Consider the following 11,394-nt stretch of genomic DNA (forward strand, 5'->3'; position numbering starts at 1 on the left):
CTGGCGCAGCACCCGGCCGAATTCGATCCGCGCAAATTCCTGATCGCCTCGACCAACGCCATGCGCGACATCTGCATCGCCCGCTATCAGGCCTTCGGTGCCTGCGGCATGGCCAGCAAGATCAAGGCGCTCAACCTCGACACCATGGCCGACAAGTACGCCAAGGGCCAGCTGGCACAGATCGTCCGCTAAACCGTTCGCCACCCGGCCGGGGGCAGGCTCTTTACGCATCATGCGAGAGCCTGCCCCCGGTTTTTTGCGCCCCGCGCCTGCCCCGCCATGCCCGCCCCGGCACTGCCTTTGAGCTTGCCTTCTGCTACACCGGTAACATCAATGGCAACACGCAGGAGCAATCATGAGCGCACTCCTCAATCTGGCCGGCCGCATTCTGCTGGCCCAGTTTTTCATTATCGCCGGCATCGGCAAGATTACCGCCTATGCCGGCACCGAAGCCTATATGCAGGCCTACCATGTACCGACCTCTTTACTGCCGCTGGTCATCCTGCTGGAGGTCGGCGGAGGCTTGGCTATCCTGCTGGGCTGGAAAGTGCGCTGGATCGCACCGCTACTGGCGGTGTTTTCCATCCTCGCCGCGCTGATCTTTCATCATGACTTCGGCGATCAAACCCAGTGGATACTGTTTCTGGGCGATCTGTCCACCGCTGGCGGCCTGTTGCTGCTGGCACAAGCCGGCGCACTGGCACCGGCACTGGATGCCCGCCAGCGCCGCTATTGAAGCCGATGACAAGACTTCGATCATCCGTGTAGCATGGTGGGATCACATCGCTTACGGGTACTGCCATGACCGATCTTCTGACTCCGCTGGAATGGTTTTTCGTCATCCTGCTGGCGCTGGTGCCGCTGGCCGGCATGGCTTTTCACCTGTGGGTGATGTTTGCCGGCCACGGCAAGGATAAGGAGCAGCAACCATGAGCATGGATGTCATCGATTTCGAGATCTTCGGCGAGAGCATGCAGTACGTCGAGGTCGAGCTGGACCCGGGTGAAGCGGCAGTGGGCGAGGCCGGCGCGATGTACTACATGCAGGACGGCATCGAAATGGATACCGTGTTCGGCGACGGCTCGGGCGCGCAAGCCGGGCTGATGGGCAAGCTGATGGGCGCCGGCAAGCGCCTGCTGACCGGAGAGTCGCTATTCACCACGGTATTCGTCAACCAGAGCCGCGCTAAAAAACGGGTGGCATTTGCCGCCAGCTATCCGGGCAAGATTATCCCCATCCATTTGCTGGAACTGGGCGGTACGCTGATAGCGCAAAAAGACAGCTTTCTGTGTGCCGCCAAGGGCGTCAGCCTCGGCATTGCGCTGCAAAAACGTCTGGGGGCGGGGCTGTTCGGTGGCGAGGGCTTTATCATGCAAAAACTGGAAGGCGACGGTTATGCCTTCCTGCATGCCGGCGGTACGCTGACCCAGCACCGGCTGGCCACCGGAGAGAGCATACGCGTTGATACCGGCTGCGTGGTGGCCTACCAGCCCTCGGTCAGCTTCGATATCGAATACGTGGGCAAGGTCAAAAGCGCGCTGTTCGGCGGCGAGGGCCTGTTCTTCGCCCGCATGACCGGCCCGGGCATGGTCTGGCTGCAAAGCCTGCCCTTGTCGCGCATGGCCGACCGCATTCTGGCCGCCGCACCCAAGGCCGGCGGCAGCAATGAGCAAGGCGGCCTCTTGGGCGGAATACTGGGCAAGGACTGAGCCCCGGCTTTACGGCAGAAGAAACAACATCGCCCGCAATGCGGGCGATGGTTTTTAAAGCGGCAGTAGCGGATTACTGGCCGGCGGGCACGCCCAGCTTGCTGCGCCTGGCCTGTACTGCCTCGGCCAGCGTCTGCAACAGGCTTTCGGTGTCGTCCCAGCCAATGCAGGCATCGGTGATGCTTTGCCCGTACTTGAGTTCACCGCCCGGCTGCAGGTCTTGACGCCCGGCCTCCAGATGGCTTTCCACCATCACGCCAAAGATATGGCTATGACCCGCCGCCATCTGGCCGGCAACATCCAGCGCCACTTCCATCTGGCGACGGTAGTCCTTGCGGCTATTGGCGTGGCTGAAGTCCACCATCAGCTTTTGCGCCAGCCCCACGGCTGCCAGTTCGCCTGCGGCGGCATTCACATGCTCGACCGAGTAGTTGGGCTCCTTGCCGCCGCGCAGGATCACATGGCAGTCCGGATTGCCGCCGGTTTCGACAATGGCGGAGTGGCCGGCCTTGGTCACCGACAGAAAATGGTGCGGCGCGCTGGCGGCACGTATCGCGTCGATAGCAATCTTGAGGTTGCCGTCGGTGCCGTTCTTGAAGCCGACCGGGCACGACAGGCCGGAAGCCAGTTCGCGGTGGACCTGGCTTTCGGTGGTACGCGCACCGATAGCCCCCCAGCTGATCAGATCGGCCAGATATTGCGGGGTAATCATGTCGAGGAATTCGGTCGCCGCCGGCATCCCCATCTGGTTCAGATCCAGCAACAGGCGGCGCGCAATACGCAGGCCGGCATTGATATCGAACGACTCATCCATGCGCGGGTCGTTGATCAGCCCTTTCCAGCCTACCGTGGTACGCGGCTTCTCGAAGTAAACCCGCATCACCACCACCAGTTCGCGGCTATAGCGTTCACGCAAGGCCAGCAGACGGGTGGCGTACTCTTTGGCGGCCTGGGTATCGTGAATGGAACACGGGCCGATCACCACCAGCAGGCGATCATCTTCACCACGCAATAACGCGCTGATTTCACGCCGGGTGTGATAGATGACTTCCGAGGCGGGCTCGGTCAGCGGCAATTCATACAGGTGTGCGATCGGAGGCAACAGCTCCTTGATCTGGCGGATTCTGACGTCGTCGGTTTGTCGTTGCATGGTGGCACTTCCTTTTGTTCTTGATCTGTTGCAAGAACAATACCCGTACCACGGCGACACGCCAAGCCCTTATCGCAAACGTCATTTTTGCGTGACGCAATTTAAATGCTAAAATTTGTAAATTTCATCTCACAAATGCCACTGAAGATAAAATTAACCGCTTAAACTTAAAATAAATCATTAAATAATGCAAAAAAGCCAAGACACCCGTTTGGGGTGTCTTGGCTTTTTACAACGGGTGCCAAGCGGACTTAGTCGGCGTACTGGCGCTTCATTCGCTCGCGGCGCTCCTGCGCCTCAACCGATAGCGTCGCCGTAGGACGGGCCATCAGACGACGCAAGCCGATCACTTCACCGGTATCTTCGCAATAGCCGTAAGAGCCGTCTTCGATCTGGCGCAGCGAAGCCTGGATTTTCTGTAGCAACTTGCGCTCGCGGTCACGGGTACGCAGTTCCAGCGCGTATTCCTCTTCCAGGGTGGCGCGGTCAGCCGGATCCGGCGTCGACTCCTGCTCTTGCAGGTGGCTTGCCGTCGCGTTGGCGTTGTTCACCAATTCTTGCTGCATTTGCAGCAGCAGTTCCTTGAAGAACTCAAGCTGGTCGGCGTTCATGTAATCTTCGCCGTCCCAGTTGAGGATTTCCTGTTCGGTCAATTTGGCCATAATGGGTTCTTCCAGCTAGAGAGTAGGCAGACAGGCGTGGAAGATTACCGACGGCATGGCTAAAAGGCAACATTTACTGGCCTGAACTGCCCATAGGGGTCGGAATCCTGCACGCATTTATAGTTCTGTCACCGGACGAGAACAAGATATTCCACGTCCGGTGCGGTTCAACATCGTAGTGCCGTGTTTATTTCTGCCCCAATACCCACTTGGCCAGCGCCTTGACATCGCTGTCCGAGACCTGCGGGCTAGGCGGCATCGGGATAGGCCCCCACACCCCAGAGCCGCCAGCCTTGATCTTGGCGATCATCTTGGCTTCGGCGCCCTTGTCGCCCGCGTATTTGGCCGCCACATCCTTATAGGATGGACCCACCAGCTTTTTATCTACCGCATGGCAGGCAGTACAGTTGTTTTTTTGTGCCAGCTGCAGGTTGGCCATGGCCGGTGTCGCCACCACAGTCAACAGCAGTGCCAGCAATAGGGGCTTGCGCATACTTTATCCTTATCATTATCCGGACCAGCCCGAAGCGAGTCCGGGCGAGCCTTGCCTCACTAGAACGCCAGTTGCAGCTGCTGCAAAAAGGTCTGCTCCAGAAAACGTATCGGCAACATCAAAATAACCTGCAGCACCAGCAATAGCAGTAGTGGCGACAGATCAGCCCCGCCTATACGCGCCCGTGAAAATGGTGCCAAAAATGGCCGAGTCAACGCTGACAGCATCGGCGCCAGCGGATTATACGGGTTTACCCAGCTCATGATGGCCTGAACCAGCACGGCACCCATTAATAAATATACCGACTGGGTAAAAAGCGTCAAGACAGACAACAGTGTCAGCCCCAGCCAGGTCTGCGGTGCCGCAAAATTGAACGGCATCGGCCCCAGCAGCAGCACCGCCGTAATCGAGAACAGCCCCACCAGCCAGGCGATAAACATGGTGGCCGTATCATAGCCATGCACACTGGGCAGCAAGCGGCGCAATGGCAGCACCACAAAATTGGTCGCACCCATCACAAACTGCGCCAAGGGATGGGTAAACGGCATGCGCACGACTTGCAGGTAAAAGCGCAATAACAACACCAGCACAAACAAGTCGGCAATGGTACGGATCAGAAATTGAATGGTATTAATCAGCATGTTCAGCCCCCGCTCAGTTCATCGCCCAGCGTGACCGATCGGGCGCGGCAATCGGCCATCCCCGCCTTGATCGCAGCCTTGACGCCATCGGCCTCGAAGCGGGCGATGGCACGCTCTGTCGTACCGCCTTTCGACATCACATTCTGGCGCAGGGTTGCCACCGGCAAGCTGCTCTGCCGCACCAGTTCCACTGCGCCATCAAAAGTTTCCAGCACCAGACGCCGCGCTTCCGCTTCATCAAAACCGGTTTCCAGCGCTGCTTCCAGCATGCTTTCGATGAAATAGAACACATAGGCCGGGCCGCTGCCGGAGACGCAGGTAATGTCGTCTATGCCTTCTTCTTCCGCCAGCCAGACGGCGTCACCCACCGCACTCATGATCGCTTCGGCTGCGGCCTGATCATCTTCTGCCACCGTTTCGGCGGCATACAAACCGGACATGCCTTTGCCGACCATGGCCGGGGTATTCGGCATCACGCGCACGATGCGGGAGCTACCGGACAGCCAGCGCGACAAAGCAGCAACGCGGATACCGGCAGCAATGGAAATCACCAGTGCGCCCCCCAAACGGGGTGCCAATGCCTGGCAAACGTCTTTCAGGCTCTGCGGCTTGACCGCCAATACCACGACATCATGGCTAGAAAAACCATCCGGCAACGCATCCAGTGCTTCAACCCCATACTGTTCAGTCAGGCTGCTGCGCTTGTCTGCATTCGGCTCGATGACGCGAATGACGTGTCCTTCTTGCCGAACCAGACCGGAAATAATGGCACTGGCCATATTGCCGCCGCCAATAAAGGTGATATTCATGCTGCTCCCCCACAGCCGGATAAGCCGGCTGCTCAATGTTGATAATGGCGTCCGCCAAAAATGGCCGAGCCGACCCGTACCATGCTGCTGCCTTCACCAATCGCAATTTCAAGATCCGACGACATCCCCATGGACAAGGTATCCAGCGCCAGCCCTTGCGTATTCAATGTTCCGCACAACTGCCCCAGCAAGGCGAAGCGGCTGCGTAACAGCACCCCGTCGGCCGTCGGTTCGGGAATGCACATCAGCCCTCTAAGCCTCAGGCCGGGTAAAGCGGCAACCGCATGCGCCAGTGCCGGTAATTCGTCCGGCGTACAGCCGCTTTTACTTGCCTCACCCGAGACATTGACCTGTAGCAACACATTCAAGGCCGGCATGCTGGCCGGGCGCTGTGCCGACAGCCGCTCGGCAATCTTCAGGCGCTCGACGGAATGCACCCAGTGTGCGGTTTCCGCTACGGAACGGGTCTTGTTCGATTGCAAGGGGCCGATGAAATGCCAGTCTATCGGCAAGCCGGCCAGTTCTTCGGCCTTGGCCGACAGCTCCTGCACGTAATTCTCGCCAAAAGCCCGCTGCCCGGCGGCATAAGCTGCGCAAATCGCCGAAGCCGGGAACGTTTTGCTGACGGCCAGCAAAGTGACGGCACCCGCCGGGCGTCCTGCGGCCTGAATGGCCGCAGCAATACGCTGCTGCACGGCGGACAAGGCCGCCGCGATAGTCTGGCTCATGATGATGTCCCGTTTATGTACGGTAAAAGCCGCATCCTGCCTCTCCCGCACATGCCGCAATATCCAATCCGGAGATCAACCCTTACAATCGACCGCTATTCAGGCATGCGGGCGGCAAATTTGGCCCGGTTAAAAATTATTGGGGATTATAAATGCAAATTTCCGAGCTGCTCGCATTCACCGTCAAGAACAAGGCATCCGACCTGCACCTGTCGGCAGGCCTGTCGCCGATGATCCGGGTGCATGGCGATATCCGCCGCATCAATCTGCCTCCGATGGCTCAGAATGAAGTTCATGACATGGTATACGACATCATGAATGATTATCAGCGCAAGGCGTTTGAAGAGAACTTCGAGTGCGACTTCTCCTTCGAAATGCCGGGGGTGGCGCGTTTTCGTGTGAATGCCTTCCAGCAGAACCGCGGTGTCGGTGCCGTATTCCGCGTGATTCCATCCAAAATCCTGTCGCTGGAAGACCTGAACGCACCCAAGATCTTCAAGGAAATTTCCGAATTCCCGCGTGGTATCGTGCTGGTTACCGGCCCGACAGGCTCGGGCAAGTCGACCACGCTGGCGGCGATGGTCGACTACGTGAATGAAAACCACTACTCGCACATCCTGACAGTGGAAGACCCGATCGAATTCGTGCACGAAAGCAAGAAAAGCCTGATCAACCAGCGCGAATTGGGCGCGCAAACGCTCAGCTTCAGCAATGCGCTTAAATCCGCCCTGCGTGAAGACCCCGATGTAATTCTGGTAGGCGAATTGCGCGATCTGGATACCATACGACTGGCGCTGACCGCCGCCGAAACCGGCCATCTGGTGTTCGGCACGCTGCATACCAGCTCTGCGGCCAAGACCATAGACCGTATCGTCGATGTGTTTCCCGGTGCGGAAAAGGAGATGGTGCGCTCCATGCTGTCCGAGTCGATACGCGCCGTGATCTCGCAAAGCCTGCTGAAAACCAAGGACGGCAACGGGCGGGTGGCGGCACATGAAATCATGCTCGGCACCCCGGCCATCCGTAACCTGATCCGCGAAAACAAGATCGCCCAGATCAATTCCATGATCCAGACCGGGCAGCAGCACGGCATGCAGACGCTGGACCAGTGCCTGCAGGATCTGGTACGGCGCAATCTGGTGACACCGGCCGAAGCGCGCAGCAAAGCCACCCAAAAAGATCTGTTCTGAGACGGGAGCGACACATCAACATGCAAAAAGATCAGGCATCCAAATTTATCCACGAACTGCTGGCGCACGCTATTTCCCGCAACGCGTCCGATATCTTTATATCCGCCGATTTTCCGCCCGCACTCAAGGTGGATGGCAAGATTACCCCGGTAGCACCGCAGCCACTGACTGCACAACACACGCGCGAGCTGGTGCGTTCGGTGATGAACGACAGGCAAACCGAAGAATTTGAAGCGACGCAGGAAGCCAACTTTGCCATCAGCCCGCCGGGAATAGGCCGTTTTCGTGTCAGTGCCTTTATCCAGCAAGGGCAGGCCAGTATGGTGCTGCGCAAAATCAATACCGAAATCCCGACCTTTGACCAGCTCGACCTGCCTGCCGTGCTGCGGGACATCGGCTTGATCAAGCGCGGGCTGGTGATTTTTGTGGGCGGAACCGGCTCGGGCAAATCAACCTCGCTGGCGGCGCTGGTCGATTGGCGCAACACCCACAATGCCGACCACATTATCACCATCGAAGACCCGGTCGAGTATATACATCCGCACAAAAAATCCATCGTCACCCAGCGTGAAGTCGGCGTCGATACCGATAGCTGGGAAATCGCGCTGAAAAATACGCTGCGTCAGGCTCCGGATGTGATCCTGATGGGCGAGATCCGCGACCGCGAGACCATGGGTTACGCCCTGCAATTTGCCGAAACCGGCCACCTGTGTCTGGCGACGCTGCACGCCAACAATGCCAACCAGGCGCTGGACCGCATCCTCAACTTCTTCCCGGAAGAACGCCACCAGCAGGTGTTGATGGATCTGTCGCTGAATATGAAGGCCATCGTGTCGCAGCGCCTGATACCGCACAAGTCGGGCAAGGGCAGGGTGGCGGCAGTCGAGATCCTGCTCAATACCCCGCTGATTTCCGACATGATCTTCAAGGGTGAAGTCTCCAGTATCAAGGAGGTCATGAGCCGTTCGCGCGAATCGGGGATGCAAACCTTCGACCAGGCGCTGTTCGATCAGTTTGAGGCGGACAAGATCAGCTACGAAGAAGCGCTTAAAAATGCCGACTCGGTCAATGATTTGCGCCTGAAAATCAAGCTGCACAGCGAAGGCGCGAAGAATCACGACCCGCTGTCGGGGCTGGAGCACCTCGATATCGTATAATCGGCAGCATGCCTACTGCCTCTGCGACTTATCGCCTGTTTTTTGCCGTCTGGCCGGATGTGCCTTGCGCCCGCTGGCTGGATGAACAGGTCGAGTACCTGCACGATCACTATGGCGGCCGCCAGACACCGCCGCGCCAGCATCACCTGACGCTGGCCTTTGTCGGCGAAGTCGCGCATAGCCAACTCGCGGCCATAGAAGCCATCGGACAACAAGCCGCCTCCCAAGCCGAATCTTGCCGGCTCAAGCTCGACAAGCTGGCCGTCTGGCCCAGCGGCATAGGCTGCGCCGCTCCCACGCGCACGCCCTCCCGCATCAGCGAACTGGTGTCGGCACTCAATACCGCCCTCAAGGCACAAGGCCTGCCCTACGAAGAACGGCGCTTTCGCCCGCATGTGACCCTGCTGCGCAAGGCGACGCCATCCGAAACCATACCGGCAGCCCCAGACAGCTTTGCCTTGCTCAAGGTCGATCATCTGTCGCTGGTGGTTTCGCGCCTGACCCGCTCCGGCCCGCTATATCAGGAACTGCGCCGCTGGCCACTTAGCGGCGAAGACGCCTTAAGCTGACGACTCCTGCTGCAACCGCGCCAGCTCTCCCAGCCGGCGCAAAGCGGCCAGAAACCGCTCATCCAGCGCGTGGCAACACGACAGACGCAGGCAATGCCGGTAACGCGCGCTGCCGGAATACAGGACGCCGGGCATGATGGTGATGCGCTCGGCCAGCGCCGCATGAAACAACACCTGCGTATCGATATTTTCCGGCAACTCCAGCCACAGTAAAAACCCGCCACTGGGCAAGGTTGCCCGCGTGCCGGCGGGAAACCAGCGCGCGATCAGGTCACGCACGGTGTCGACCTGACTTGCATACAAACGGCGCAGCATGCGCAAATGGTGGTCATAGCCGCCGCTCTCCAGAAACTGGCCTATGGTTTCGGCCAGCAGTACCGGCTCGGCAATACTGGACGCAAATTTAAGCTGGCGCACCCGCTCGCCAAAACGCCCCGCCTCCATCCAGCCAATACGGAAATCCGGCGCCAGTGTCTTGGTATAGCTGGCGCACACCATCACCCAGCCATCACGGTCGAATGCCTTCACCGTCGGCGAGAGCGCCGCCGCGAATTGCAATTCGGCATACAGCGCATCTTCGATCAGCGGAACCTGATAGTGATGTACCAGATGAGCCAGACGCTGCTTGTCCGCCAGGCTCATGCTGCAACCTAGCGGGTTATGTACCGTCGGCATCGCCACAATGGCAGCCAGCCGCTTCTCCGCCAGCAATAACTCCAGCACATCCAGCGATAAGCCATGCTGCGGATGGGTGGGGATTTCCAGCGCCTTCAAGCCCAGACTGGCCAGCAGCGGATACAGGTTGAAATAGGTAGGCGACTCCACCCCGACGGTATCGCCCGGCTGAGTCACCGCACGCAGCGCCAGTTGCAAGGCTTCCATCGCGCCATGCGTGAGGATGATGTCCTCGGGGCGCAAGCTCATGCCCAGCTGCAGGCCACGGCGGGCAATCTGGCTACGCAAGCGCTCCGGGCCCGGCGGCAGGGCATAGCTGGCCATCAATTGCGGCTGCTGGCGCAAGATGCGGGCCGCCAGCCGTGCCAATTTTTGGCTGGGATAAAACGCGGCACCACGCGGACAGGCGAGGGCGAGATCGGTGTAGTCCGGCCTTTGCTGGCTCTGCAATACCACAGCGACCAGATCCTGCGTGGCTGCAGACAGTGCCAGCACGTCACCCGGTGTTTCCCGCAAAGGCTGCTGCAGTGCCGGCAGACTGCTTTTGACGTAATAGCCGGATTGCGGCCGGGCCTCTATCAGGCCGCGGTCTTCCAGCAACCTGTAAGCCGCCGTCACCGTATTGAAACTGAGGCCGCGCTGTGCCGCACACTGGCGCACCGAAGACAGGCGCGAGCCACCGGGCAAGGTGCGCTGGGCAATCGCCTGCGCCAATTCATCCGCTAACAAGCGGTATAAGGACATGTGTTGATTCATGATGGTTTTGCGCCAAGGTGGCAGAAGACAGCGAAGCATGTGGTGACAGTTGATAAAAAACACGACTGACACCATTACAATAACGTTTTTTTGCCTCTGTCATCAATCATGTCTGGGCTTTAGCATGAATTATCTTCACTCCTGCGAAAGCCCGTCATGCTCGAAGCCCTTGCTCTGGCCAGCTATATGTCGGTGATGTCCATCACCCCCGGCCCCAACAACATCATGCTGGCCAGCTCCGGCGTGAATTTCGGCTTTCGCCGCACCTTGCCCCACATGCTGGGCATCAGCTTCGGCTGTGCCTTTCAGCTGTTTATCACCGCCACCTTGCTCGGCAGCATACTGGTCTGGCTGGAGGGAGCACGCAGTGCGCTGGCCGTCATCGGCTGCAGCTATCTGCTGTACTTGTCGTGGCGACTTATCCACAGCGCGGCACCGGGCAGCAAGGAGGTCGGCAAGCCCTTGCGCTTTATCGAGGCCGCACTATTCCAGTGGATCAATCCCAAGGCCTGGGTCATGACCATCAACGCTGCCATTCTGTTCATGCCTAAACAGGGGGGATTACTGCATGCCGCGCTGGCCTTGGCCGTCATTACCCTGATCGTCAACCTGCCCTGTATTGCGGTGTGGGCACTGGGCGGTGATCGCCTGCGCCGTTATCTGCAACAGGCACACCATCTGCGCCTGTTCAATCTTGGCATGGCCATGCTGATGGCAGCCACGGCACTGTGGATGTTATGGGACGAACTGATGTGAACCATCAGCCCTCGATAGAGGGCTGATTAAAATAATTACGTAATTCATGATTAAATTTGTACGTTATTCTCGCTTTAAATTACATGTTCTCAAGAAATG

At 58.7% G+C, this 11,394-nt stretch carries 14 protein-coding genes and 1 pseudogene; 8 read left to right on the plus strand and 7 right to left on the minus strand.

Translation table 11 applies throughout. The features are described 5' to 3' along the window. The 4 genes and pseudogenes from ACRC1E_RS05325 to ACRC1E_RS05340 form a co-directional block, all read left to right on the plus strand. A pseudogene (locus tag ACRC1E_RS05325) lies at positions 1–192 on the plus strand (fructose-1,6-bisphosphate aldolase); the annotation flags it as partial. A gap of 163 nt (positions 193–355) precedes the next feature. Continuing rightward, complete coding sequence (locus ACRC1E_RS05330) at positions 356–736, plus strand: DoxX family protein (protein WP_438514072.1); 381 nt, start codon at positions 356–358, stop codon at positions 734–736. A 65-nt stretch (positions 737–801) separates the two neighbouring features. Next, the gene (locus ACRC1E_RS05335) at positions 802–933 is read left to right on the plus strand and encodes a hypothetical protein (RefSeq protein WP_438514073.1); all 132 of its coding nucleotides are present in this window, start codon (positions 802–804) and stop codon (positions 931–933) included. Next, complete coding sequence (locus tag ACRC1E_RS05340; RefSeq protein ID WP_438514074.1) at positions 930–1,709, plus strand: TIGR00266 family protein; 780 nt, start codon at positions 930–932, stop codon at positions 1,707–1,709. The genes ACRC1E_RS05335 and ACRC1E_RS05340 overlap by 4 nt, the downstream gene beginning before the upstream one ends. A gap of 73 nt (positions 1,710–1,782) precedes the next feature. Here the strand turns inward: ACRC1E_RS05340 and aroG are convergent, their stop codons facing one another. From aroG to ACRC1E_RS05370, 6 genes are all read right to left on the minus strand, one after another. Beyond that, positions 1,783–2,859, minus strand: a complete 1,077-nt coding sequence (aroG, locus tag ACRC1E_RS05345; protein ID WP_438514075.1) for a 3-deoxy-7-phosphoheptulonate synthase AroG — start codon at positions 2,857–2,859, stop codon at positions 1,783–1,785. Positions 2,860–3,110: 251 nt separating this feature from the next. After that, the gene (dksA, locus tag ACRC1E_RS05350) at positions 3,111–3,521 is read right to left on the minus strand and encodes an RNA polymerase-binding protein DksA (protein WP_438514076.1); all 411 of its coding nucleotides are present in this window, start codon (positions 3,519–3,521) and stop codon (positions 3,111–3,113) included. A 187-nt stretch (positions 3,522–3,708) separates the two neighbouring features. Beyond that, positions 3,709–4,014, minus strand: coding sequence for a c-type cytochrome (locus ACRC1E_RS05355; RefSeq protein WP_438514077.1), 306 nt, complete (start codon positions 4,012–4,014; stop codon positions 3,709–3,711). A 59-nt stretch (positions 4,015–4,073) separates the two neighbouring features. Further along, positions 4,074–4,655: a YggT family protein gene (locus ACRC1E_RS05360; RefSeq protein ID WP_438514078.1), complete on the minus strand. Its 582-nt coding sequence runs from the start codon at positions 4,653–4,655 to the stop codon at positions 4,074–4,076. Positions 4,656–4,657: 2 nt separating this feature from the next. Beyond that, the gene (gene proC / locus ACRC1E_RS05365; protein ID WP_438514079.1) at positions 4,658–5,464 is read right to left on the minus strand and encodes a pyrroline-5-carboxylate reductase; all 807 of its coding nucleotides are present in this window, start codon (positions 5,462–5,464) and stop codon (positions 4,658–4,660) included. A gap of 32 nt (positions 5,465–5,496) precedes the next feature. Further along, a complete protein-coding gene (locus ACRC1E_RS05370; protein ID WP_438514080.1) occupies positions 5,497–6,192 on the minus strand; it encodes a YggS family pyridoxal phosphate-dependent enzyme in 696 nt (231 codons plus the stop codon). 152 nt (positions 6,193–6,344) lie between these two features. Between ACRC1E_RS05370 and ACRC1E_RS05375 the strand changes: the two genes are divergently transcribed. From ACRC1E_RS05375 to thpR, 3 genes are read left to right on the plus strand one after another with little or no spacing between them, the layout of a single operon-like run. Further along, entirely contained in the window at positions 6,345–7,382 is a 1,038-nt protein-coding gene (locus tag ACRC1E_RS05375; protein WP_438514081.1) for a type IV pilus twitching motility protein PilT, read from the plus strand. 20 nt (positions 7,383–7,402) lie between these two features. Continuing rightward, positions 7,403–8,539, plus strand: a complete 1,137-nt coding sequence (locus ACRC1E_RS05380; RefSeq protein ID WP_438514082.1) for a PilT/PilU family type 4a pilus ATPase — start codon at positions 7,403–7,405, stop codon at positions 8,537–8,539. 8 nt (positions 8,540–8,547) lie between these two features. Then, on the plus strand, positions 8,548–9,108 hold the full coding sequence (gene thpR / locus ACRC1E_RS05385; protein WP_438514083.1) for an RNA 2',3'-cyclic phosphodiesterase: 561 nt from the start codon (positions 8,548–8,550) through the stop codon (positions 9,106–9,108). Here thpR and ACRC1E_RS05390 read toward each other — a convergent pair. After that, on the minus strand, positions 9,100–10,527 hold the full coding sequence (locus tag ACRC1E_RS05390) for a PLP-dependent aminotransferase family protein (protein WP_438514084.1): 1,428 nt from the start codon (positions 10,525–10,527) through the stop codon (positions 9,100–9,102). The genes thpR and ACRC1E_RS05390 overlap by 9 nt on opposite strands. 168 nt (positions 10,528–10,695) lie before the next feature. On the opposite strand from ACRC1E_RS05390, the gene ACRC1E_RS05395 reads away from it, so the two are divergent. Then, the gene (locus ACRC1E_RS05395; RefSeq protein WP_438514085.1) at positions 10,696–11,295 is read left to right on the plus strand and encodes a LysE family translocator; all 600 of its coding nucleotides are present in this window, start codon (positions 10,696–10,698) and stop codon (positions 11,293–11,295) included. The last annotated feature ends 99 nt before the right edge of the window (positions 11,296–11,394 follow it).

Origin of the sequence: Craterilacuibacter sp. (genome assembly GCF_051659485.1) — a bacterium.
In the GTDB taxonomy this organism is placed as follows: Bacteria; Pseudomonadota; Gammaproteobacteria; order Burkholderiales; family Chromobacteriaceae; genus Craterilacuibacter.

Bases quoted from the DNA above. Each gene is read 5' to 3' on its own strand.
- ACRC1E_RS05395 (WP_438514085.1), top strand. From the start codon at position 10,696: ATGCTCGAAGCCCTTGCTCTGGCCAGCTATATGTCGGTGATGTCCATC.
- ACRC1E_RS05340 (WP_438514074.1), top strand. From the start codon at position 930: ATGAGCATGGATGTCATCGATTTCGAGATCTTCGGCGAGAGCATGCAG.
- ACRC1E_RS05330 (WP_438514072.1), top strand. From the start codon at position 356: ATGAGCGCACTCCTCAATCTGGCCGGCCGCATTCTGCTGGCCCAGTTT.
- ACRC1E_RS05390 (WP_438514084.1), bottom strand. From the start codon at position 10,527: ATGTCCTTATACCGCTTGTTAGCGGATGAATTGGCGCAGGCGATTGCC.
- dksA (WP_438514076.1), bottom strand. From the start codon at position 3,521: ATGGCCAAATTGACCGAACAGGAAATCCTCAACTGGGACGGCGAAGAT.
- ACRC1E_RS05355 (WP_438514077.1), bottom strand. From the start codon at position 4,014: ATGCGCAAGCCCCTATTGCTGGCACTGCTGTTGACTGTGGTGGCGACA.
- ACRC1E_RS05335 (WP_438514073.1), top strand. From the start codon at position 802: ATGACCGATCTTCTGACTCCGCTGGAATGGTTTTTCGTCATCCTGCTG.
- ACRC1E_RS05360 (WP_438514078.1), bottom strand. From the start codon at position 4,655: ATGCTGATTAATACCATTCAATTTCTGATCCGTACCATTGCCGACTTG.
- ACRC1E_RS05375 (WP_438514081.1), top strand. From the start codon at position 6,345: ATGCAAATTTCCGAGCTGCTCGCATTCACCGTCAAGAACAAGGCATCC.
- aroG (WP_438514075.1), bottom strand. From the start codon at position 2,859: ATGCAACGACAAACCGACGACGTCAGAATCCGCCAGATCAAGGAGCTG.
- proC (WP_438514079.1), bottom strand. From the start codon at position 5,464: ATGAATATCACCTTTATTGGCGGCGGCAATATGGCCAGTGCCATTATT.
- ACRC1E_RS05380 (WP_438514082.1), top strand. From the start codon at position 7,403: ATGCAAAAAGATCAGGCATCCAAATTTATCCACGAACTGCTGGCGCAC.
- ACRC1E_RS05370 (WP_438514080.1), bottom strand. From the start codon at position 6,192: ATGAGCCAGACTATCGCGGCGGCCTTGTCCGCCGTGCAGCAGCGTATT.
- thpR (WP_438514083.1), top strand. From the start codon at position 8,548: ATGCCTACTGCCTCTGCGACTTATCGCCTGTTTTTTGCCGTCTGGCCG.